This window comes from Candidatus Tisiphia endosymbiont of Temnostethus pusillus (genome assembly GCF_964264675.1).
Lineage (GTDB): Bacteria > Pseudomonadota > Alphaproteobacteria > Rickettsiales > Rickettsiaceae > Tisiphia.
On sequence record NZ_OZ183472.1, the window covers coordinates 1,811,117 to 1,835,065 of the forward strand.

Genomic DNA, 23,949 nt, shown 5'->3' on the forward strand with positions numbered 1-23,949 from the left:
GATAGTTGAGGGATTTTTAGGAGAAACGAAGCCGGCTACCTTCGCGTACACAGACGTACGTGAGGAGCGGAGGCGAGTTTCGACGACAAAATCACCAACTAGATTGACTTATGCAGTAAGTCTATTATATATCTTGGTTAAAAAAATGCGCAATACCACAAAAATAATGATAATTGCTATTAGTGGAACATAAAAATCTGCTATATTCAAATATAACCGAATTTGGCATAACTCGTTATAGCTAACCCGATTAGTATACTGCTCGTAAATGAAGAGTTGGTAGACGAAGGTCAACTTCAAGAAGAGCTAGGAGTGTCAAAGTCGAGCAGCGGAGCGTACATTAGTACGTGAGCAGCGGAGATCTTTAGACACGACAACGCCAATTCTTGAAGTTCACCGAGTATATTATACCAAACTCGAAAACGTCTATTATCGAGGAATCGCTTTAGTGGCAACGAAGCAATCCACAAAAAATAATCAAAAATGGATTGCTTCGTCGACCTTTGGTCTCCCCTCGTAATGACGGCGTAATACTAGTCAGAGTTAGCTATATATCGAATTCAGGTTAGTTAGCAACACCCCCTATATAATTAGGATATTATTATGATAGCATTTCCAAAAGATTATAGCTTTAGTGAAAGCGAAAGAAAATGGCAAAGATTGTGGCAAGAACAAAAAATTTATCTTTGGGATAAAAATGAAACAAGAGAAAATAGTTTTGTAGTAGATACTCCGCCACCAACAGTTTCAGGACAACTGCATATAGGACATGTTTATAGTTATACCCAGGCGGATTTCATCGTCCGTTTTAAACGGATGCTGGGTAAAAATATTTTTTATCCAATCGGTTTTGATGATAATGGTTTGCCTACCGAACGTTTAGTTGAAAAACAAAAGCAGCTAAAAGCAGCTAGTATGGCAAGAGAGCAATTTATTGAAATATGTAAAGAAGTCGTTATTTCTGAGGAAGAAAAGTTTCGTTCATTATTTAATCAAATGGCTTTATCGGTTGATTGGACCTTAGAGTATCAAACAATTAATCCGTTATCACGAAAAATATCACAAATGTCATTTTTAGACTTAGTCGATAAAGGAGAAATTTACCGCAATAATCAACCAATATTGTGGGATACAGTTGATCAAACGGCTTTGGCTCAGGCTGATATCGAAGATCAAGAAAAAACCTCAATGATGAATGACATAATTTTCCAAACTAATAAGGGTGAGAAGATTATTATTGCTACCACTAGACCAGAATTGTTAGCAGCGTGCGTTGCGGTATTTTATAACCCAAATGATGATAGATACAAACATTTGCAAGGGCAATTTGCTATAACACCGCTATTTGATGTTAAAGTACCTATTTTAGCAGATGATTTAGTGCAAATAGATAAAGGAACTGGGCTTGTTATGTGCTGTACTTTTGGCGACGTAACCGACATAACTTGGTGGAGAACACATAATTTACCTATGAAGATTATTATAGATAAAAAAGGTATGATAGATTTCCCAGCCGAATTATCAAATTCATCTTCTTATAATCAGATAAATGGCTTAAAAATAAAAGATGCTAGAGGTAAAATTATTGAAATCTTAAAAGAGAAAAATTTATTAATTAAACAAGTAGAAGTTACTCAAACAGTAAAATGTGCTGAACGTTCGGGAGCACCACTAGAAATACTTACAACACCTCAATGGTTTGTTCGTACGATAAAACATAAAGACATTTTAATGCAACGAGCAAATGAGATTAATTGGCATCCCCAAAATATGAAAATTAGGCTTGAGAACTGGATAAATAGCCTATCATGGGATTGGTGTATAAGTCGTCAACGCTATTTTGGTGTGCCATTCCCTGTTTGGTATTCTAAAAGAATTGGCGAAGTAGGCAAAGCTATATTTCCAGATATAACCCAACTACCAGTAGACCCCACCCAAGATTTACCAATTGGCTATTCACGGGAAGAGGTAGAGCCAGATTATGACGTTATGGATACTTGGGCTACTAGTGCCATCTCGCCGCAATTAAGTAGTTACGGTATATCTGAAAAGTTTAATATAGATGCTGAGCGTCACCATAAATTATTTCCAGCTGATTTACGCCCGCAAGCTCATGAAATTATTAGGACATGGGCTTTTTACACAATACTTAAAGCCCAATTGCATGAAAATACCCTACCTTGGAAAAACATCATGATTAGTGGATGGTGTCTTGCATTCGATCGTAGCAAAATGTCAAAATCTAAAGGGAATATTATTGTGCCACAAAAATTGCTAGAGCAATACGGTGCTGATGTAACGCGTTATTGGACTTCTAAATCTAGACTTGGGGCAGACACTGTTTACTCTGAAGACGTAATGAAAAATGGTAAGAGGCTTGTTAATAAATTATGGAACGCTGCTAAATTTGCTGCTATTCATTTTGATAAATTAGACCCACTAGATAAAAATTCCCAGATTTCTGATATAGAAAGCAAGATTTGTCATAAGTTTGACCAATGGTTAATAGTAAAACTAGTTGAGTTAGTAAGCAAAATTGAATCAGATATGCAAAATTATGAGTATGCCAATGCTGTGGATTTGATAGAAAAGTTTTTTTGGTCAGTATTTTGTGATAATTACCTCGAGATAACTAAAACCCGAGCTTATAATATGGATGGTTCAGATAATAAAGGGCAGTATAGTGCCATAATAACCTTATATCATTCTATAAAAATCTTGCTTAAATTATTAGCTCCTTTCCTTCCACATATAACAGAAGAAATTTGGCAAATTTTGTATAGTACAAAATCTATACATACAAGGGGCAGCTGGCCTCAAATCAAAAATTTATCTTTTCCGGTAGATCAAACTCAGCCTGATAGACTTGTTAGAATACTAGACTTGGTTAGAAAAGCTAAAGCGGAAAAGAATTTGTCAGTCAAAGCTGATATTAAGCTACTAGAAATTATAGGAGAAAAACTTCCTGACGACCTAATAATAGATCTCAAAAACGTTACGTCTGCTCGCACCATAGAATTTGTTGAGCAATTTTCATCAACAAATCAAGTTTTAAAGAATGGTGATATCGTAGTTAATGTAACATATACTCAAATGCTTTGAAAAATTAATAAATCAATTTACAAATTTGCTGTGTAATATTTTAGGGTTTCCTATGATACTATATAATTTACTCCTTGCCTTTATTTATTATGATAACAAATTTTATTTGTTATCATATAAATTTTATGATAACCTAAATTAAATATCATAAAACTTTAAAAGGTTACGGAGGCACAGTTTATGACTACAAATCAAACAGGACAAAATAAAGTTCTTTGCCTTTCAGGTGGTGGGGTAAAAGGAATAGCTGAGTTAGTTATACTAGCGAGAATAGAAGAAATAACCCAGCAACCTATATATAAATTATTTAATATTATTTCTGGCACTAGTGTTGGTGCGTTAATTGCAGCCTTATTGACCACTCCTAAAGAAGGAGGATCGACAGAACCTTATTCAGCTAGAGAAGTTTTGGAATTATTTGAAAACGCTGCTCCTAAAATCTTCCCTCAAAGCTGGTTTAACTTGGGAATAATAAAACACAAATATAGTCAAGAACCTTTGAAGGAAATGCTAGAAAAGCATTTAGGGGATAATAGATTAGATGATAGTCTATGCCGTCTTATTATACCAGTTGCTGATTTGAGTGAAGGAAAGAATAGGATGAAGATCTTTGACAGTCATGATAAACATAGTCCACATGTTAGAATAAAGGATGTGCTTCTTGCAACTGTAGCAGCCCCAACTTATTTTGAAGTTGTTATTAATGAAGAAGCTGTAAGAGATTATGATTATGCTGCAGGTAAGCCTTATGCTTTTGCCGATGGTGGTCTTGGTGCTAATCGTCCAGCTGCTACAGTGCTACAGGTGCTTAAAGAAGGGCTTAGTTATCATGAACAAGCAGACATTATGGAACACATTATGATTTGTTCTATCAATTTTGGGAAAGGTGAGCAAACAAAAGCCCGAATACCATCACCTAATTTTGATGGAGCATTAGGGTGGTTAATTAATGGCTTAATTGATACACTTATGGAAAATGACGAAGAAGCTGATGTAAATGAGGTTAGGTTAGATCTAACAAGTAAAGGACAAAATACAGAGATATGGGTTCCTATTCCAAAAGAATGTAGCAAATTAGACAATTCTAGCAAAAATAATATAGCAAAGTTAAAAATAGTTGCTGAGCAATATTTGGAAAATAATTCCAAGTTAGTACAAGATCTGTGTGATAGGTTAAAAGTTGATTTGAAAGATAATATTGAGGAATCTAAAGTCTCAAATATAACGGTAAGTAATGGAGCTAATGATGAAGATTATGAAGGTGATAGAAAATCAGACTATTCTGATATAGTGGTAGCTACTGCAGAACCTGAAGGCTTAAATGCAATGGTAAGTAGTGAATTAGAATCTAGTAGTACTATAGTGACTAATGAAAAAATAGATACTACTGTAATTAGTGAGAAATTTACAACAACACTGCAGTGGATTAAAGAGTTATATGCAAAGGATTCCAAGTGTGCATTAGAATATGTTAATAATGTATCTCCTGAAGAGTTAGATCTTACTACAATTGCATCACTACCTGAAGAAGTAGAGAAAAGAGTTCAATGGATTGTAGGGTTAGATACAGAGAGTCGTTCAGAGCTATTAGAAAATATTAAGTCATTAATAATTAGTACCTCTCATGATGATAAGTATAATATTTCTTGTGTTCAAGAAGTGACTAAACTTGAGGGACAGGATACACTATACGAGCATGCTGACGACTTAGTTGACTGTTATTAGAAAGTAAAAAATGCATTACTTTGCCAGTCGACCGACTTTTAAATTTCTCTGATTGCAGACTTTAAGCTTTTGTTGTATGTTACATAAAAAACTCTAAAGAACAATGGCAATATCTATTAAAGAACTTGAAGAAATTATACGTTATAGTTTTCCAAATGCCAAAATAAAAATTGTTGATTTAGCTGGAGATCAGGATCATTATTCCTTAGAAATACAAGATGATGCTTTTCTTGGAATTAGTCTAATTAATCAGCACAAGATGGTAAAAAAAGCTTTAGCAGAAATACTGAATAATAATAAATTACATGCTATCACCATAAAAACTACCAGTTCTCCATTAAATATAGTCAAATAATCATACACCTGCATTCCCAACATTGGGGTAGTTATTGTTCTATACTACTATCATAAGCAAAAGTTAGTGTTACAGTTGTACCTATACCTATTTTACTTTGTAGATCAAATTTACCTCTCATTAGTTCAACCAACTTTCGAGTGAGTGGTAAACCAAGACCAGTCCCTTGATATTTTCTGCCAACGGCACTATCAATTTGACCAAATGTTGAGAGTACTTTTGGAATATCTTTCTCATCAATTCCTATACCAGTATCTATAACTTGCACATAAACCAGTCCTTGAGATTCATTTTTTTCAGCATGAATTGTTATAGAACCTAATGCGTTGGTGAATTTTATAGAATTAGATAAAAGGTTAAAAAATACTTGTTTAAGCCTTTTGGGATCTGCTTTTATAATAATATGATCTTTTGGTAGTTTTTCAATTAATGCTACATTCGCTTGGTCAGCTCTTGGTTTCATTATCCTTATAGTAGAAGTAATTAATTTATTTAGGTCTAACTCTACAAAATCAACTAATAGCTTGTCAGCAGATGCTTTTGACAAGTCTAATATATCGGTTATTATACCTAGTAAATGCTTGCCTGCGTTATGAATATCTTTTACATAAACATCATGTTCCTTATTGTAAGGTGTAGACATCATAATTTCTGAAAAACCTATAATAGCATTTAGAGGGGTACGCAGCTCATGACTAACATTGGCAAAAAATTTAGTATGAGCAGAACTTTCATTTCTAACCTTAGTTACTGCTTCCTCTAATGCTTTATTAGCCTCAAATTGCCGGTCTATAATTTTTTGTGCATAATTTGTGTTGCTCATAACTATAACTAAAAATATTACCAAAATGATAATAAAAGTTAATAATACTTTTCTTTCAAGCTCTATAATACTTGCCCATAAACTAGTAATATTGGTATGTATCTCTAATACACCATCAACAGGATAGTTCAATGGATCACGGTTTATTATTGGGATATAACTTGTTATACAAGATGCTTTCTTTACCTCCCCTGATATATGTAACATGGCTCTAGGAATTAATAGATGAGTTGTTATCCCTTTAAAAGCTTTGTTAAAGGCTTGTTCTATACTCAATTCTTTTAAAAAATATCTATCAATTTTGGTAAGAATTTTTTGATACAGAGTATCTTCAGGAAAATTCAGGTGACTTGTTACTTGAATTGGCGAACTAGTTATAATTTTATTACCTTGTAGATCATATAAAGAAATATAGGCATTAAGATTAACAAAAATATCAACTGAAGTAGTTGCAAACCTAATAAAATCTGTATCTTGTAATAAATTTATATAACCAAATTCATGTATCTTATCTACAGCAGTTCTATTCCTATCCCAAACATTTTTTGTATAAACATCAGCTATTTTAATATTTGTTTCTCCGACTTGCTTTAAAATCATTTCTTCAATAATGAAGTAACGATAGTAAATCATATTTACAATAATGTTTATAAATAAGCCAATGGATGACAGTCTAACAATATATTTATTTTGAATCATTAGGTTTGCACATATATTACTTACACATATAGACACAGGACAATATTAAAGTCATAACTAATAGCTGATATTTCCTTTGTAACCTTATCATTCCTAATCACACGAATTCGCATAGGCGTCAACTTAAGAATCTAGCATGTCATTGCCAGGAGACCATAAGGTCGACGAAGCAATCTATATGACAAGTTTCATGGATTGCCAGCCTCACGTACGTTCGCTCGCTAATAGACGGTTTAAGCCTTACAACAACGCTTCGCTAATAGACGATTTTTTAACTTTCAACAGTTATGCCCAATTACCCTACCCATTGTATACTATTCGTAAATGAAGAGTTGGTAGACGATAGTATAACTTCAAGAAGAGCTAGCAGTAGTAAAATCGAGCAGCGTAGCGTACATGAGTAACGGAGCAGCTTCGATCTTTGGTCGCGGGAACGCCAGTTCTTGAAGTTCTACCTGAGTATACCCTTTATTTTTTCAATTCATTGCTACTTTTATTAGTCAAGATTAATCCCATAATTAAATCATAAGCTCTAGCAAATTGATAATCTTTTTTATAAAGATCAGATAATTGTTCTAGAGTATTTTTTGGTTTGGTATTTTTTGTAGTATCATCTGTTTTCTTAATAAGTTCTTTATTCTTATCTGTAGTATCTACTTTTTTATCATCATTTTTATTATTATCGTTTTTTAGATAATTCTTTAGAGAAGATTCAGAAAATCTCTTATCTATTGATTTTGTTTCGGGATACTTAACTTCTGCCATCTCAACCACTATGTCAGGTTCAATACCCTCTGCTTGAATTGAACGACCACTAGGAGTGTAATATTTAGCTGTTGTAAGCTTTATAGCAGCTCTAGGACTAATTGTAGCAAAGCTTTGCACGGACCCTTTACCAAAAGATTTTGTTCCAAGTATTACTGCTTTTTTATGATCTTGCAATGCACCAGCTACGATTTCTGCAGCTGAAGCAGATCCAACATTAATAAGAGCAACAATCGGGACAGATGGTGCTTTTTCTGCAAATTTATTGCTAGTCAATACCGAGTTACTATTTTTGCTTCTGCCTTTGGTAGTAACGATTACCCCAGAATCAATAAAATATTCGCTAACCGCAACAGCCTGATCTAACAAACCACCACCATTATTACGTAGGTCTAAGATAATACCTTTTAGACCATTTTTACTTTCATTTTTTAAAGTTTTTATAGATTTTTTTAATTCTGCAATAGTATGTTCATTAAAACTCCCTATCCTTACGTAAGCGATATTATTTCTTTCTAAATGGGCTTTTACTGGTGTAATTGTAACTATTTCTCTAGTAAGTTCAAGTTCCTTTGGCTTGCTTTCACCTTCCGTGATTACCAATAATTTTACCTTTGCCCCTGGTTCTCCACGCATCTCTCTGACCGCTTTATTAAATCCCAAATTTGATACCAACTCATCATTAACCCCCACAATATAGTCTCCAGCTTTTATACCTGCCTTATAAGCTGGTAAATCATCAATAGGGGAAATGACTTTGATAGCACCATTGTCATACTGCACTTCAACACCAATACCTCCAAATTCTCCTTTAGTGTGGTCAAGAAAATATTCTAGATCCTCATCAGTAATGTAGTTAGAATGAGGATCTAGCGAAGTTAACATGCCTTCTATAGCTGCATCAGTCATTTTTTGTTTTTCAGGATCTTGGACATAGTCTCTATTAACACGTTCAAAGATATCTTGGAATTGTTTTAAATAAGCTGAATTTGGTAATTCTTTCTTCTTTACTTCTTCAGCAAATGTTATATTAGAAAAAATGATAGAACTTGATAATAATATTGTAATTAAACGTAAGAACATAGTACTCCTGTAATTTATAAGTAGTTGGTAGATGACACAATTTTAAATATCTAGATTGTTTATAATAGTATCCATTTTAATTAAAGCCTGATCATAAATAAACTGGAAACGTTTTTCTGGTTTCTTGCCCATAAGATTGTCTACCATCTTAGCAATATTATCAAAATCATCTATAGTAACTTTTAAAAGTGACCTATTTTTTGGATTCATTGTTGTTTCTTTTAACTGAGCTGGCATCATTTCCCCCAGTCCCTTAAATCTACCAATGTCTATTTTAGCTTTACTATTTTTTAATAATCTAGCAGTTAAATCAGTCTTTTGTTGATCATTTATTGCATAGTAAGTTTTATTAGACTGTGTTAGTCGATAAAGTGGTGGTTTTGCAATATATAAATGACCCGATGATACTAGCTTTGGCATACGAAGGTAAAAAAACGTCATTAACAGTGAGGCGATGTGAGCTCCGTCAACATCAGCATCTGTCATAATTATTATTTTTTCATAACGTAAATTTTCTTCTCGGTAATTTTTAAGGCTACCGCATGCTAGTGCCACTTCTAGATCTTGAATTTCTTGATTATTAGTAATCTTTTCTAGAGTCGCATTGGCAACATTTAGGATTTTGCCCCGAAGAGGCAAAATAGCTTGTGTTTCTCGATCTCTTGCCTGCTTAGCTGATCCTCCAGCTGAATCTCCCTCAACCAAAAATAGCTCCGTCCCATTAGGAGACGTTCTTGTACAATCGGCTAATTTACCTGGTAGTCGCAATTTTTGTGTAGCAGTTTTACGTAAGGTATTTTTTTCATTACGCTTATTTATTCGGAATTCAGCAATATTGACTATATGCTCAACTAATTGGTTTGCGGCTACTTTATTACTGCTCAACCAATGATCGAAATGGTCCTTAATAATGTTTTCTACTATTTTATTAACCCCTAGTGAAACCAATTTTTCTTTTGTTTGTCCTTGAAATATTGGATCTTGGATAAAGATAGAGAGAACAATAGAAGAAGTTTCAAGAATATCTTCAATAGTAAGTAGAGTTGTTTTTTTATTACCTATCATCTCGCCGTATATTTTTAAGCCGCGAAGTAATGCATTACGCAAACCTTGTTCATGAGTTCCACCAAGGGGGGTGGGAATAGTGTTACAATATGATTGTATGAAGGGTTGGTATTCATTTTTATTCCAAGCAATTGCCCATTCCACTTTTACGTGATCTTGATCCCAATCAATATTACCACAAAAAATCTCTCCACTAACTAAATCGTCATGATTTATTTTTGATATTAAATAATCCTTCAAACCATCTGGAAAATGGATCAGGGCTGTTGTCGGTACATCACTTTTAGTCTCAATCTCACATTGCCACTCTATCATTACTCCCCTGTACAAATAGGCTTTTGATTTAGCTAATTCGTATATTTTTTTAGGAGAAAAACACGATTTTTCACCAAAAATTTCTAGGTCAGGATGAAAGTGTATAGATGTTCCCTTTAATTTTTTTGCAACATCTTCGCTTTCTAAATCATTCAATTTATGCCCTTTAGAATAAGATTGCTTAAATAATTTACCCTGCTTGTACACTTTAACTTCTAAATAGTCAGATAAAGCATTAACAACAGAAATACCAACTCCGTGTAATCCACCTGCTGTTTGGTATACATTATTCGCAAATTTACCTCCCGAGTGAAGCTGAGTTAGAATCACCTCCAAAGCAGATTTTTCAGGAAATTTGGGGTGATTATCGACAGGAATTCCTCTACCATTATCAGAAATAGTGATACTGTTATTCACATGCATTCTTATGGTTATAATGTTAGCAAAACCAGCAACAGCTTCATCCATAGCATTATCCAGTACTTCCGAAACAAGATGATGCATAGCATTTTCGTCTGTTCCGCCAATATACATACCAGGACGCTTGCGTACAGGTTCAAGCCCTTCTAATACTTCAATATCTTTTGCAGTATATGAATTATTAATTTTAGGCTTTTTATCATTAAAACTAAATAGATCAGACATATTATGGCATTAACTTACAAGTTTTTGGGTAAAATTTGTGCAAAAGGTGAAAGCCACTACTATAGAGCCTTTTGCACTATTTTGAAAGATAGAGAAAAGCAAGCAAACATACAGCAACTGCCTGAAATATAACCCGTAGTGACATTAATTTTGAGCTAAATTTTTTATCAAATTTCCCACCAATAGCCATAGAGACAATCCCTATCACTAAGACTAATGTAGTCAAGCTTAAAGCAATTAACGTATATATCATTAAAATTCCTCGAAAGAGTTATTATAACCTATTCATAAATAATATAAAATCCGAAAATTAATTATCTTTCGTTCAAGAGATTTATTGCATCTATACAGGCAAATGTGGCAATTTTTGTTATCTCACTTGCTGACGCTCCCATTTGTACTATTTGTACCGGATATTCAAAACCATTAATTATTGGTCCTATAAAAACACCTCCAGCTAATTCTTGCAACAATTGTGTTGATATTGCAGCCGAATGTAGACCGGGCATAATTAATACATTAGCAGGACCTGATAGCCTACAAAACTTATATGAATTACGATTAGGGTTCAGAGCAACATTAGCTGACATTTCGCCATCATATTCAAAATCTAGACTCATACTATCTAAAATTCTAACAGCTTCCCGTACTCTATTTGCCTTTTCTCTCATTGGATTACCAAAAGTTGAGAAGGAAAGTAGTGCAACCTTTGGTGTCATTCCCATATTTTTTGCTATATTAGCAGTCTGCAAGGTTATTTCTACAAGATCTTGCTCATTTGGCAGTTCAGCCACACTATTATCAGCAATAATTATATTATGCTCCTTGGCAATCAGAATGGAATAACCTAAAATTCTGTTATTTTCTTTGGCTTCCATTACCTTCATAATATCCTCTAAGCTACTATAATAGCTCTTTGTTACACCAGTAACCATACAATCAGCATCGCCACAAGCTACCATGATAGCTGAGAATATATTTTTATCACTTTTAACTAGTCTAGCACAGTCACGGTATAAGTAACCTTTACGCTGTAACCGGCTATAAAGAGTATCTATATATTTATCAAGATTTTGGTTAATAGCAGCATTCATTATGGTAATACCATCTAAATCATAATTCATACCTATTCTATTTAAAACAGCAGATATTTTATCAGATCTACCAACTAGGATAGGATGAGCATACGAAGCATCCCGCATACTCATAGCAGCTATAATTACCTCTTCCTCCTCACCTTCAGCAAAAACTATTCTTTGAGGTGTTGATTGTTGAATTCTCTCAAATAATAGATTCATGTAATGAGAGGTAGGATTTAACCTACTTTCCAGCTCCTTTGCATAATTCTTAACATCAAATTCGGTAATTTTAGCAACCCCACTATCTATGGCAGCTTTAGCTACCGCTACCGGAACAGTGGTAATTAATCTTGGATCAAATGGTACAGGAATTATGTAATTTGGACCAAAAACCATTTTCTTACCAGGATATGCTTTATAAACTTCATTCGGAACAGCTTGTCTTGCTAATTCAGCTAAAGAAGTTGCTGCCGCTATTTTCATTTCCTGATTAATAGTAGTAGCTCTAACATCTAAAGCTCCACGGAAAATATATGGAAATCCCATAACATTATTAATCTGATTATTATAATCAGAGCGTCCAGTAGCAATAATTGCATCGCTTCTAACTAGCTGTATATCCTCCGGAGTAATCTCTGGGTCTGGATTAGCCATGGCAAAAATGATAGGATTTGCAGCCATGCTAGCTACCATTTCTTTAGATACTGTTCCTTTAACAGATAAACCAAGGAATACATCGGCTGACTTCATAGCATCACTCAGAGTTCTAAGATCGGTCTCGACTGCATATAATTCTTTCCATTTGTTCATGCCTTCTTGCCGACCTTGGTAAACTACCCCCATTTTATCACATAGTATAACATTTTTTTTGTCTACACTAAGAGCAATTAATAATTCAATGCAAGCAATTGCCGCTGCCCCTGCACCACTTACGACAATTTTTAGACTATCAAATGAACGATTGGTAAGATAAGCTGCATTAATTAAACCTGCAGCAACAATAATAGCTGTGCCATGCTGATCATCATGAAAAACAGGTATCTGCATACAGCTTTTTAATTTTTCTTCAATTATAAAACATTCTGGAGATTTAATATCTTCTAAATTAATGCCTCCAAAACTGTAATTAAGATATTTTACTGCATTAACAAACTCATCAGGGTCAGTCGTATCTATTTCAAGATCAATAGAATCAATATCCGCAAAGTTCTTGAATAAAACGGCTTTTCCTTCCATTACGGGTTTCGACGCAGCTGCCCCTATACTACCAAGACCAAGAACTGCCGTACCGTTAGTTATTACAGCAACTAAGTTGCCTCTAGCAGTATATTTATAAATATCATCTATATTTTTCGCAATTTCAAGACACGGAGCTGCTACCCCTGGCGAATAAGCCAAAGCCAAGTCATGTGCAGTATCCAAAGGCTTAGTTGTCACAATAGCAATTTTGCCTGGCTTACCTTTTTGATGATATTCTAAGGCTTTGAGATAATTTATTTTATTCATTTCACCCATGATGTTATTCCTTCTTAATTACTTCAAGTGTTTATTAACCTCAGTTTTGGATTAAAATTTTTAATTTTAATCCAAAACTGGTTAAAATATCAGAAAAATGCATTCTTGAAACGGTTCTACGAATGCATTTTAATCTATTATCGCTAATAATCTTATTTTTATTGGTATAAAAATAAGATTATTAGCAAATGAAATATTTAACAATCAGGCGTCAAACCGCTTTAAGCCTGATTGTTTACATTCTCATTCCAATTTCGGATTAATGAAATTAATCCGAAATTGAGTTTATTAGTTATATCATCCACATAAGAACTGACAATGATACTATTGAAAAAAGTGTTGTGAACGTAATGATTGATGCCATAGATTCTGGATCACCACCAAGTTGGCGTGATAGAACGTAAGCAGTGCTAGCACACGGCAGACAGCTATACAGGACACCAACTGATTTAGCAGTACCAGTTATTGACATTAGTGACAACACAATTATTGTGACAACAGGAAAAGCCACTAACTTAACAAAACTAGTAAGCAATACATTTTGTAAAATAGCACCACGCATAAAAAATTTGAGACTTGCCCCAACATTTAGCATACCTATAGCTAAAGCAGAGTTGGACAGGCTAGATAAGGTTTTTTTTATACCAAGATGTAATTCTAAACCAGAATAATTAAAAAGAAATCCAATTATACTAGCTATAATCAAGGGATTTTGTACTATCAATTTAAGTATCAATATAAAGCTAGCTTTAGGCGACTTAGCTACTGAACTATCAGGGATATAACGTGCAAAAATCATTACTGATATGATATTAGTAAAAATGATCATATAGGATGAAATCACAGATACTATAGCAAGTCCCTCCTGACCCAAGAGAGGACTACTAACACCAAAAAATATATAACTATTAAAACGTATTGCACCTTGAAAAGTTGAAGTAAACTGAACCTTGTCAAAATTGGTTTTCTTCTGATAGATAATTAAAGCCAAAGAAATAATAGAGGTGGAGATGATTAATGCAAATACCAGTTTTATTATAGACGATGCATTTAAATCGGCTGCAGATATATTATTAAAAAGCATAATAGGGAAAAGAAAAAAATATGATAATTTCTCTAATCCTCGCCAAAATTCTTCAGAAGTCAACCATTTCCTTTTGATAATACTACCAAACAAGGGAATCAACAAAACAGGTAATGTACTAGAGAAGATTTCGTTCATCAGTTTACAATTATCCCAATTAGCAATTGCTAGACAATTAGCAATTGGCTGTAAATATTATGTTATACCCCAATTCGGCATAAGAATTGACAAATTCTTATGCCGAATTCGCGTGTTACGATTAAAATTTTACCTCGCATAATATCAGAGTTTGATTGCAAATCAAGACGTATACTCAAATGACCCTTTGAGTATCAATCAAATTTCTTGATTATTTTGCTTAAATCTTATAGAACTCATAGGGAAGTCTAATGAAGTTCCTAAGATGAGGGAGCTATTTTTATTGTATGTACCTAAATTAATTATATATAAAATACTTAGTGGAATCAAATATTCTGATATACTCGATGAAAATCAAGAATTGCGTTGTCGTCTTCAGGGTTCGTAGGTAGCCACGTACTAAATGTACGCCTAGCACCTCGACCCTTCGACTCCTGCTACTATCATGATTTTGATCTTCGTCTATCAACTCTTCATTTACGAGTAGTATATATTCTAGTAAACTTAAATTATTTTTAGACCGTGATGAATCATAACATAGTTAACTTGGCAGCTGCCATTGTCTTGTCCCTTGGTATTATTTTTGGATGGCAATATTTTTACGATAAACCAAGATTACAAAAATTAGAACAGCAAAATAAAATATATAATAAGCAAGTTCAAGAGTTAAAGAAAAAGAATGTTCAAGTAGAAGCATCTAAAGAAGCTGAATCCTTTGTTGCTACCAAGAGAATTCAGATAAACTCAGAATTACTTTCCGGATCAATTTCTTTAAAAGGTCTTCGATTTGATGATTTAATCTTGTTGAAATATAAGCAAGATTTATCACCAAATAGTAAACCTGTGGTATTATTTGCTAATTCTCAGTCAGAAGAAGCTTATTTTGCTGAAATAGGTTGGTTTAATAAAGATAACAGTACTATTCTTCCTGATAGCGAAACTCTTTGGCAGGCTGATAATGATGAGTTAACTCCTGAAAAAGCTGTAAATTTATCATGGACTAACAAAGATGGGATTAAATTTTTGATTACGATAAATATGGATAGTAATTACTTATTTACCATAGAGCAAACTACGGTAAATGATAGTAAGCAACCAATCTCAGTGCAATATTATGGACTAATTAACCGTAAATATAATGGCAAAGAGAAAGTGGCTAATATCCTGCATCAAGGACCAATTGGTGCTATTGATGGTAGGCTTAAAGAACATTCCTTTGATGACTTAAAAGATAAAAAGATTGAAAAATTTCCGCAAGGCGTTGTTGATTGGATTGGCATAACAGATAAATATTGGCTAGCTTCCTTAATTCCGGATAAAATTAGCAAGTATAGTTCTAATTTCAATTGTGTAATAAAAAACGGTATTGAAAAATATCAGGTTGACTTCATTTCACCAACTCAAACTATAGAAGTAGGAAACAAATTTACTATATCACAAAGATTATTTGCCGGAGCAAAGAAAGTTGATTTATTAGATAAATACGAAAAGCAATATAATATTATGCTATTTGACAGGGCAATTGACTTTGGTTGGTTTTATATAATCACTAAGCCAGTTTTTAATGCTATGAACTTTTTTTATCACTATGTTGGTAACTTCGGTATTAGTATCTTGATTGTAACTGTTATCATAAAACTGCTAATGTTTACTCTAGCTAATAAATCATATCGTTCGATGAAAAAGACAAAAAATCTTCAGCCTGAAGTCGAGAGAATTAGGGCTTTATATGCTGATGATAAAATGAGGCTTAACCAAGAAGTTATGGCATTGTACAAAAGAGAAAAGGTTAATCCCATAGCTGGTTGTCTCCCCCTTATTGTACAAATCCCAGTATTTTTCTCAATTTATAAAGTGTTAAATGTAACTATTGAGATGCGTCAATCACCATTTTTTGGTTGGATAAAAGATTTATCTGCTCCAGATCCCACAACAATTTTCAACTTGTTTGGATTACTGCCATTTACGTGTCCAAGCTTCCTGATGATTGGTGTATGGCCCATTTTTATGGCTCTGACTATGTTTCTACAGCAAAGGATGAGTCCAGAGCCAGCTGATCCAGTTCAAGCTCAAGTAATGAAATTTATGCCGCTGGTTTTCTTAGTAATGTTTAGTAGTTTTCCAGCAGGATTGCTGATTTACTGGTCTTGGAATAACATTTTATCGATAATTCAACAATATTACATCAATAAGTTAGACAATAATGTCGGTTGATAAGGTTACAAAACTTTTCCGTCAAGAAGTAAAATTCATCGCTGGTGTGGCAAAAATAAATCAGTTTCCTAGCATATTTTTGCCAGAAATTGCATTTGTCGGCAAATCAAATGTTGGCAAGTCAAGTTTGATTAATAGTATATGCAATAATTCAAGTCTTGCTAGGGTGTCTAATACCCCTGGTCGTACTAGGCAAATAAATTTTTTCTCCCTTGCCGATAAACTTATTTTAGTTGATCTTCCTGGATATGGCTTTGCAGAAGTACCAATATACATAAGGCAGCAGTGGGAAACCTTAATAGCCTGTTATCTCAGAACGAGTTTAAACCTCAAATTGGTAAATTTATTGATTGATGCTAGAAGAGGAATAAAGCAAAATGACATAGAGATTGCTAAATTATTACTTTCTTGTAATAAAAATTTTCAAATTGTTTTTACAAAGTCGGATAAGGTAACACATAGAGAAAACCTAACGACGTTAACACAGAATTTTCTTGCAACTTTAGGCTACTCCTGTAATGTAATTTATACAAGTAGCAGGAGTAAAGAAGGTGCAAAAGAATTGCAGTTTAATTTGGCAAAATGCATTAAATTATAAAGAAAAGGAGGGAAAAGGTTTTGCCCGTGTCAAAGATACTAGCCTAATTAAAGACATAATAAGACGTAGTAGTGAAGTTAGAGACCAAGTCATGGTATTTAAGCTACCGTCATTAATTATTGATGATGACAAATTGTTAACGAATTTTGCAGAGGTAATACAGTTACTTGACAGTTGTGGCATTAAAATCTTTATAGTTCATGATCATACTAATTTGGTAAATGATACGCTAAAATTGTTTGGCTGTGATGAAAAATTTATCAATAATATTAAGGTAGCCGATTATAAAAGCTCGCAGATTATGGAAATGGTTCTGTCTGGCTATATTAATAAGCGTATAGTTTCAAAGCTCTGTAGTTTAGGTTGTTATGCTATTGGTATTTCCTGCAAAGATGCTAATCTTATTCAAGCTAAAAAATCAAAATTATCACATAGGAGAGACAGTAATCAAGCTGTAATAGATATTGGGTTTGTCAGTGAACCAGTTATAATAAACCCTGAGATTTTAATAAATTTTGAAGATAGCAACATTATTCCTGTTATAACACCAGTAGCTAGTGATGAGAAAGGCAATACTCATCTGCTGGATGTAAATCTGACGACCTCGATAATTGCTTCCTCATTAGATGCAGATCATTTAGTATTATTATGTGATGGGATAGAATTTGCCGGAGAGAAGTACATACGAGTAAGGGATATTAATGTATTGAAAGAGATGTTGAATAATACTGTTGATCCTGAAAAAGTTAGCTTGCTTGAAGCAGCTTTAAGTGCTACTCAAAACAGTAGCAATTATGTACATTTTCTCAATTCGGCTTTCCCTGATTCGATATTGTTAAGTATGTTTATAAGTAAAGAATATGAGTGAACCCCAATTTGGGATAAGAATTAGTTAATTCTTATCCCAAATTGGGGTAGTGAGTTATAGATTTAATTTTTGGTAAAAAAGCAAAAGAGAGGTAATTTATGTCAGGCAGTTTAGTATCAGACCCGTTATTTGTCGGTTTAACAAGACCTGCAATGATATTTGGTGTGAGTATAAAATTTGCAGCACTTAATATGATTATATCTATGTCATTATTTATTCAAAGTAATAGTGTTATGAATTTGCTTGTTGCTTTTGTGATTCATATGATAGGGTATGTAATATGTTTTAAAGAACCAAGATTTATAGAATTGCTTTTAAATAAATCTTCTAAATGTAGTCAGTGTCCTAATAAATCATTCTATGGAGCGAATTCATACGGTATCTAGGTTTTATGAGCAAAGTATAAAATGACAAAATGATAAAATTATCTGTAACAAAAACAGCCAAAGAGTCGAGATCTAGGAAAGAAAAACCTACTTCTCATTTTATTCCTTATAAATGCCATTGGGATAGTAATACTATTTTAACTAAAAATAATGAATTATTACAAGTAGTAAAAGTAGGTGGTTTCTCCTTTGAAACAGCCGATGATGAAGATTTAGATATTAAAAAAAATATCAGGAATTCGTTACTTAAAAATATGTCATCAGGCAATATTGTGATGTATTTCCACACGATCAGGAGACGCAAACCAGTGATTTTTGATGGGCTTGAATATACCTCTGACCCTACCATAAAAGTACCTAATGATTTCACAACTTATTTATCAAATGAATGGCGTAAGAAACATGCAGGTTCTAGGTCGTTTTTTAATGAATTATATGTTAGTATTCTTTATAGACTAGATAAAGCTGGGGTTGCTATAATCGAATATTTCATTAAAAAGCTGATGCAAAAGTCTGATAAATCAGCTTGGGAAAATGACATGCGAGATATGCAGGATAGTTTGCGAGAAATGTCCTCAAGAGTAGTTAATACATTCCATAGTTATTCGGCGAGGTTACTTGGCGTACGCAAGTCAAATAGTGGCTATTGTTGTGATATTATGGAATTCTTGGGTACTTTGGTGAATTGTGGATCTTCAATGCAAATGGCCGTTCCAAGAAATTCAATAGACCAATATCTCCCCACTCATAGATTGTTTTTTGGTTCTAGATCTATAGAAGCACGTGGTCCAAAGGGTAGAAGATACGCCGGTATATTAAGTATTTTAGAGTATGGACCATCTACGTCAGCTGGAATTTTTGACGGATTTTTACAAATGCCTTTTGAGTTTGTAATGACCCAAAGTTTTGTTTTTGCTAATAGGACAGTGGCGATTAGCAAAATGCAATTACAACAAAATAGAATGATTCAAGCAGGGGATAAAGCTGTATCACAAATTGCTGAAATCTCTCGAGCACTTGATATGGCTACCAGTGGTGATATTGGTTTTGGAGAGCATCATTTTTCGCTTCTATGCTCTGATAGTAATTTAAAATCCCTTGAGGATACCCTATCTATGGCTTCTGTTGAACTCTCCAATTCTGGAATTCAACCTGTTAGAGAAAGAATTAATATGGAACCAAGTTATTGGGGGCAACTTCCTGGAAATATGGATTATATAGTAAGGGGTTCGACTATAAATACTTTAAACATGGCTAGTTTTGCATCTATGCACAATTATCCATTAGGTAAGGTTTTTAATAATCACTGGGGAGAATATGTAACTGTACTCGATACTACCTCGGGAACACCTTTTTATTTCAGTTTTCATGTTAGAGATGTTGGGCATACTCTGATCATTGGTCCAACTGGTGCTGGTAAAACAGTATTAATGAATTTTTTATGTGCACAAGCACAAAAATTTAAACCTAGAATGTTTTTCTTTGATAAAGACCACGGTGCTGAAATATTTATTAGATCACTTAATGGGATTTATACCACAATTGATCCAGGAGGAGAATGTAACTTTAATCCTTTGCAACTTGATGATACTGGGGAGAATAGAACATTTATATTAGAATGGCTTAAAGTATTGGTGACTTCTAATGGAGAGTCGTTATCATCAGAAGATAATAAGATTTTATCACAAGCAGTAAGTGGTAATTTTAAGTTAGAGAAAAAAGATAGAAGATTAAAAAATGTTGTAGCATTTTTAGGCATAGATGGTCCTAATAGCTTAGCAGGCAGGATTGCTATGTGGGTTGGTAAAGGCTCTCATGCTAGAATATTTGATAATGAGGCAGATAATATTAATTTGCAGCAAGCTCGAGTATTTGGCTTTGATATGACCGAACTGTTAAAAGATCCAGTTAGTCTTGCTCCTGTACTACTATATATTTTCCATAGGATTAGTATTTCTTTAGATGGTCAAAGAACTATGATAGTTCTTGATGAGGCGTGGGCTTTGATTGATAATCCAGTATTTGCTCCCAAAATTAAGGACTGGCTAAAGGTTTTGCGTAAGTTAAATACTTTTGTAATTTTTGCTACCCAAAGTGTTGAAGATGCAGCTAAAAGCAGGATTAGTGATACCTTGATCCAACAAACTGCAACACAAATATTCTTACCAAACCTTAAGGCAACTGATATTTATCGTAGTGCTTTTATGCTTAGTCAACGTGAATATATTTTGATAAAAACTACAGATCCAACATCGCGTTATTTCTTAATAAAACAAGGGGTAGATGCAGTTGTTGCAAAAATAAGTTTAGATGGTATGACTGATATTATCAATGTTCTTTCTGGTCGGGTTGAAACAGTGTTATTGTTAGATCGGATTAGAGAGAAATATGGTAATGATCCTGAGAAATGGTTACCGGTATTTTATGAGGAAGTAAAATCACTTTAGTTAATTTATGCATTATAATTTTATAAAAAATTTACTTAGTGGGACAAAAATATTTGCTAAAATAGTAGTGCTATGCAGTCTACTAAATTTTACTATTATCCATAATAGTTATGCAGAAGAACCAAAACAAAAAGATACTTTAGATACTATAATTGATATTCTCTCAGGTTTGACCTGTGAAACTCAAGGTATCGGTGATTTATTACGTACAGAATTTTCTCACACTTGTATACCAGCATCATTTTTTACCTTTGCTGTTGCTAATATAATTTCGCCAGGATTATATGCAAATACCATGCTACGTCTTAAAATAAATGACCATGAATTATTTGATGGAGATTACCCCGGAGGACAATGTGCAAGAAATAATAAAATTGATCCAAATGACCCTAAATTAACCTTTGCATTTTGTAATAATGTTAAGCTAGCAGCTGTTAGAGTACAGGCAATAGCCATTTCTGCTCTTGTTATTGCTAAAGCCGTATTAACCGGTTCTGATCCGTGGGAAGAGATTATGGAAGCATGGAAGAGCAATAAAGCATCATTTCATACTATTTATAAGGACACAAAAGATGGTTATTCTAGTGTAATGTTGGACGTACCTATACCAGTTATTTTTAAAGTAGTAAAAATAAAAGATACCATGTGTGTGGCTGCTCCTACTATATTAGCAGATTGGGTACCAGTTGGCTGTAAGTATATTAGAGAACCTTACCCTGAATCGATTTATGCGACTTTTATGAATCTTGATGGTGGAACTAAGAAAGGTCCTAATACCGCTACTGACCCAATGGCAATAGTTGATTGTGGTTTATCATCTTCTAGTTGTTACCAAAGAGCTTATAATAATTCTAAGGCAGCCATCGTTATCTCTTCACCATTAATAGAATGTATTAAAGAAATGACAGCAAGATTACTGGTTAGTAAAGATGTTTGTACATTTGATGATATTAATAAAGTAATTAATTCAAGCAAAAGAGAAAGTAGCATATTATTTCAATTTCAACGTAATATGCACCGCACTGTTACTGCTTTATTGACTATATATGTAATTTTCTTTGGTTTTAAAATTATACTTTCTGGTGATGTTCCTCCTAAAAATGAAATAATTAATTTTGTATTAAAGATGTTGTTTGTAACCTATTTTTCTGTAGGTATAAACATTACTCCTGGTAGTAATTCTGACTATAATCGACTAGATGGTATGGTACAATGGGCTTTTCCTTTATTATTAGGAGGAATAGATACACTTGCTGGTTGGGTTATGAATGCTTCTCCATCAGAGTTGTGTAAATTTGATGCTAAAGATTACGATAAAAATCTTTCTTATATGGCATTATGGGATTCATTAGACTGTCATGTAAGCCATTATTTAGGATTAGATATCCTATCAACCTTACTGGTAGAAAATCAATATAAAAATCATGATTTCAAGAGTTTTGACTTTTTTAGTTTCTCAGCCCCACCTTATGTATATTTACTGATTCCTGCTATTATTTCAGGTAACATGACTCTAGTATCCTTGGCAATGTCCTATCCTTTATTAGTGATTTCTGTTGGAGCTTTTATGGTGAATGCTACAGTGATGTGCATGATATCTATAGTAATATTAGGTGTTTTAGCTCCTCTTTTTGTGCCAATGTTTTTATTTGAATATACTCGTGGTTACTTTGAATCATGGGTAAAGTTATTAATATCATTTTTGCTACAACCTATGGTAGTGGTAACCTTTCTGATTATGATGTTTTCAGTTTATGATTTCGGTTTTTATGGTCACTGTAAATATACAAGTAAAACTATACAAAATAGTATAGAAAGTGGGGGAGATGGAAAAAGGCATGTAAAAATATTTTTTGTTAATAATAATTGGAATGAATATGCGAAAGATGAAAGTAAAGGTATAGATGATGCCAAAAGCTGTAAAAATAGCCTAGGTTATATGCTTAATAATCCACTAGCAACAGTTTTTGATTTTGCCAAAGATAACCTAAATGAAATAGTGAAAGAAAAACCAGGTAGTGGTAGTACAAGCGATCATTTATCTAAATACCAATTTTTGCAGGGCATTATTATGGGACCCGGTATGTTCTTTGTATCACCCAAATTAGTTTTTGAGAAAATTAAGGATATTGCTCTAGCTTTAATTACTGCCTGCTTTACTTTGTATTTAATGTATCACTTTAGTAGCCAATTAGCAGATTTTGCGGCTGATATGACTGAAGGTGTACCTCTTAGTGGTGTTGCCATACATCCACAAGCAATATACAAAGCTGGTATGGCTGCTCTTGGAGCTGCTGGTAAAATGCAGGCGGCTGATAAAGTAGCTAGAGGTGCTGGAGGTGCTACTAAGGATATGGGTGGTGGAGGTGGATCAGCTGAAGATACTAAAGCTACTGGTGGTGAATCAGCAGAAGATAGCTTAGACACCAGCGGTTCATCTAGAGATACTGTATCAACAACAGGAGGAGGTGGTGGTAAGTCTCTAGGTGGTGGTGGACTTCCTATCTCTCCAACCCGTCATATAGCAGAATCTATTGCAGCTGGTGTATCTGAATCGAGTTCTTCAAATGCAGGAGGTTCTTCAAGGGAATCAAGGGCTAATTTGCAGACTATTGACGAACCTATTCTACCTCCAACTAATAAAATAGTAGAAACAGAGGATTTTGTTAATAGATCACCACAGATAGCTACAACAAATACACAAGAATTAGGAAGGACAGTAGAGAAATCAAGTCCTGCTAAGGAATTACCAAAAGAGCAAAAGACCCATGAGTTACTCTCTAAAACTTTGGGAGGACTTGAGGATTCTACGGTGCAAGCTGGAAAGGCTGGTGACATTAAACAAGAAATAAAAAATCGTGAGGAAAAAGTTAGGAAGGAAAGCTATCTTAAAACTAGACCAGCTAAGAAAACTACAACTGCTAGAACTAATGTAAAAAAAGATGGCTCTGATGAAAATTCATAAAGTCACCAACTGTACAAGTTTAAGTAGGTATAATAGTCCTCGATGTTATGTGGGCAGGAATCTATACTATTTAACAGC

The 23,949-nt window shown here is 33.7% G+C and carries 15 protein-coding genes; 9 read left to right on the forward strand and 6 right to left on the reverse strand.

Going from position 1 to position 23,949, the window contains the following annotated elements; translation table 11 throughout:
- Positions 1 to 603: 603 nt before the first annotated feature.
- The 3 genes from ACFEL2_RS08310 (at position 604) to ACFEL2_RS08320 (ending at position 5,182) form a co-directional block, all read left to right on the forward strand.
- A complete protein-coding gene (locus tag ACFEL2_RS08310; RefSeq protein ID WP_375331967.1) occupies positions 604 to 3,102 on the forward strand; it encodes a valine--tRNA ligase in 2,499 nt (832 codons plus the stop codon).
- Between the two features lie 180 nt (positions 3,103 to 3,282).
- Positions 3,283 to 4,827, forward strand: coding sequence for a patatin-like phospholipase family protein (locus ACFEL2_RS08315; protein ID WP_375331968.1), 1,545 nt, complete (start codon positions 3,283 to 3,285; stop codon positions 4,825 to 4,827).
- A 103-nt stretch (positions 4,828 to 4,930) separates the two neighbouring features.
- Positions 4,931 to 5,182, forward strand: coding sequence for a BolA/IbaG family iron-sulfur metabolism protein (locus ACFEL2_RS08320; RefSeq protein WP_341751523.1), 252 nt, complete (start codon positions 4,931 to 4,933; stop codon positions 5,180 to 5,182).
- Positions 5,183 to 5,213: 31 nt separating this feature from the next.
- On the opposite strand, the gene ACFEL2_RS08325 is transcribed toward ACFEL2_RS08320, so the two are convergent.
- The 6 genes from ACFEL2_RS08325 to ACFEL2_RS08350 form a co-directional block, all read right to left on the reverse strand.
- A complete protein-coding gene (locus ACFEL2_RS08325; protein WP_341751522.1) occupies positions 5,214 to 6,704 on the reverse strand; it encodes a sensor histidine kinase in 1,491 nt (496 codons plus the stop codon).
- Between the two features lie 468 nt (positions 6,705 to 7,172).
- Positions 7,173 to 8,552, reverse strand: coding sequence for a S41 family peptidase (locus ACFEL2_RS08330; RefSeq protein WP_342259368.1), 1,380 nt, complete (start codon positions 8,550 to 8,552; stop codon positions 7,173 to 7,175).
- A gap of 42 nt (positions 8,553 to 8,594) precedes the next feature.
- Complete coding sequence (gene parE, locus ACFEL2_RS08335) at positions 8,595 to 10,577, reverse strand: DNA topoisomerase IV subunit B (RefSeq protein ID WP_341751520.1); 1,983 nt, start codon at positions 10,575 to 10,577, stop codon at positions 8,595 to 8,597.
- A gap of 76 nt (positions 10,578 to 10,653) precedes the next feature.
- Entirely contained in the window at positions 10,654 to 10,830 is a 177-nt protein-coding gene (locus tag ACFEL2_RS08340) for a twin transmembrane helix small protein (protein ID WP_341747906.1), read from the reverse strand.
- A 61-nt stretch (positions 10,831 to 10,891) separates the two neighbouring features.
- Positions 10,892 to 13,171 carry an NADP-dependent malic enzyme gene (locus tag ACFEL2_RS08345; RefSeq protein WP_375331969.1) on the reverse strand — a complete coding sequence of 760 codons (2,280 nt, stop codon included), beginning with the start codon at positions 13,169 to 13,171 and terminating at the stop codon, positions 10,892 to 10,894.
- A 292-nt stretch (positions 13,172 to 13,463) separates the two neighbouring features.
- The gene (locus tag ACFEL2_RS08350; RefSeq protein WP_341747908.1) at positions 13,464 to 14,393 is read right to left on the reverse strand and encodes an AEC family transporter; all 930 of its coding nucleotides are present in this window, start codon (positions 14,391 to 14,393) and stop codon (positions 13,464 to 13,466) included.
- Between the two features lie 525 nt (positions 14,394 to 14,918).
- Between ACFEL2_RS08350 and yidC the strand changes: the two genes are divergently transcribed.
- The 6 genes from yidC (at position 14,919) to ACFEL2_RS08380 (ending at position 23,871) form a co-directional block, all read left to right on the forward strand.
- Positions 14,919 to 16,607 (forward strand): membrane protein insertase YidC, encoded by a 1,689-nt coding sequence (yidC, locus tag ACFEL2_RS08355; protein ID WP_375331970.1) that lies wholly within the window; start codon positions 14,919 to 14,921, stop codon positions 16,605 to 16,607.
- Positions 16,597 to 17,205 carry a ribosome biogenesis GTP-binding protein YihA/YsxC gene (gene yihA / locus ACFEL2_RS08360; protein WP_341751516.1) on the forward strand — a complete coding sequence of 203 codons (609 nt, stop codon included), beginning with the start codon at positions 16,597 to 16,599 and terminating at the stop codon, positions 17,203 to 17,205. Before yidC ends, yihA begins: the two co-directional genes overlap by 11 nt.
- Complete coding sequence (locus tag ACFEL2_RS08365; protein WP_341751515.1) at positions 17,159 to 18,073, forward strand: acetylglutamate kinase; 915 nt, start codon at positions 17,159 to 17,161, stop codon at positions 18,071 to 18,073. The genes yihA and ACFEL2_RS08365 overlap by 47 nt, the downstream gene beginning before the upstream one ends.
- A gap of 98 nt (positions 18,074 to 18,171) precedes the next feature.
- Positions 18,172 to 18,459, forward strand: coding sequence for a VirB3 family type IV secretion system protein (locus ACFEL2_RS08370; RefSeq protein ID WP_341747912.1), 288 nt, complete (start codon positions 18,172 to 18,174; stop codon positions 18,457 to 18,459).
- Between the two features lie 32 nt (positions 18,460 to 18,491).
- Positions 18,492 to 20,906, forward strand: coding sequence for a VirB4 family type IV secretion/conjugal transfer ATPase (locus ACFEL2_RS08375; RefSeq protein WP_375332410.1), 2,415 nt, complete (start codon positions 18,492 to 18,494; stop codon positions 20,904 to 20,906).
- A gap of 7 nt (positions 20,907 to 20,913) precedes the next feature.
- Positions 20,914 to 23,871 carry a type IV secretion system protein gene (locus tag ACFEL2_RS08380; RefSeq protein ID WP_375331971.1) on the forward strand — a complete coding sequence of 986 codons (2,958 nt, stop codon included), beginning with the start codon at positions 20,914 to 20,916 and terminating at the stop codon, positions 23,869 to 23,871.
- Positions 23,872 to 23,949 lie beyond the last annotated feature (78 nt).

What these genes read in the sequence shown, in the direction of transcription:
- parE (WP_341751520.1), bottom strand. Translation starts at nt 10,577, where the DNA reads ATGTCTGATCTATTTAGTTTTAATGATAAAAAGCCTAAAATTAATAAT.
- ACFEL2_RS08370 (WP_341747912.1), top strand. Translation starts at nt 18,172, where the DNA reads ATGTCAGGCAGTTTAGTATCAGACCCGTTATTTGTCGGTTTAACAAGA.
- ACFEL2_RS08310 (WP_375331967.1), top strand. Translation starts at nt 604, where the DNA reads ATGATAGCATTTCCAAAAGATTATAGCTTTAGTGAAAGCGAAAGAAAA.
- ACFEL2_RS08350 (WP_341747908.1), bottom strand. Translation starts at nt 14,393, where the DNA reads ATGAACGAAATCTTCTCTAGTACATTACCTGTTTTGTTGATTCCCTTG.
- ACFEL2_RS08345 (WP_375331969.1), bottom strand. Translation starts at nt 13,171, where the DNA reads ATGGGTGAAATGAATAAAATAAATTATCTCAAAGCCTTAGAATATCAT.
- ACFEL2_RS08325 (WP_341751522.1), bottom strand. Translation starts at nt 6,704, where the DNA reads ATGATTCAAAATAAATATATTGTTAGACTGTCATCCATTGGCTTATTT.
- ACFEL2_RS08330 (WP_342259368.1), bottom strand. Translation starts at nt 8,552, where the DNA reads ATGTTCTTACGTTTAATTACAATATTATTATCAAGTTCTATCATTTTT.
- yihA (WP_341751516.1), top strand. Translation starts at nt 16,597, where the DNA reads ATGTCGGTTGATAAGGTTACAAAACTTTTCCGTCAAGAAGTAAAATTC.
- ACFEL2_RS08320 (WP_341751523.1), top strand. Translation starts at nt 4,931, where the DNA reads ATGGCAATATCTATTAAAGAACTTGAAGAAATTATACGTTATAGTTTT.
- yidC (WP_375331970.1), top strand. Translation starts at nt 14,919, where the DNA reads ATGAATCATAACATAGTTAACTTGGCAGCTGCCATTGTCTTGTCCCTT.
- ACFEL2_RS08340 (WP_341747906.1), bottom strand. Translation starts at nt 10,830, where the DNA reads ATGATATATACGTTAATTGCTTTAAGCTTGACTACATTAGTCTTAGTG.
- ACFEL2_RS08315 (WP_375331968.1), top strand. Translation starts at nt 3,283, where the DNA reads ATGACTACAAATCAAACAGGACAAAATAAAGTTCTTTGCCTTTCAGGT.
- ACFEL2_RS08380 (WP_375331971.1), top strand. Translation starts at nt 20,914, where the DNA reads ATGCATTATAATTTTATAAAAAATTTACTTAGTGGGACAAAAATATTT.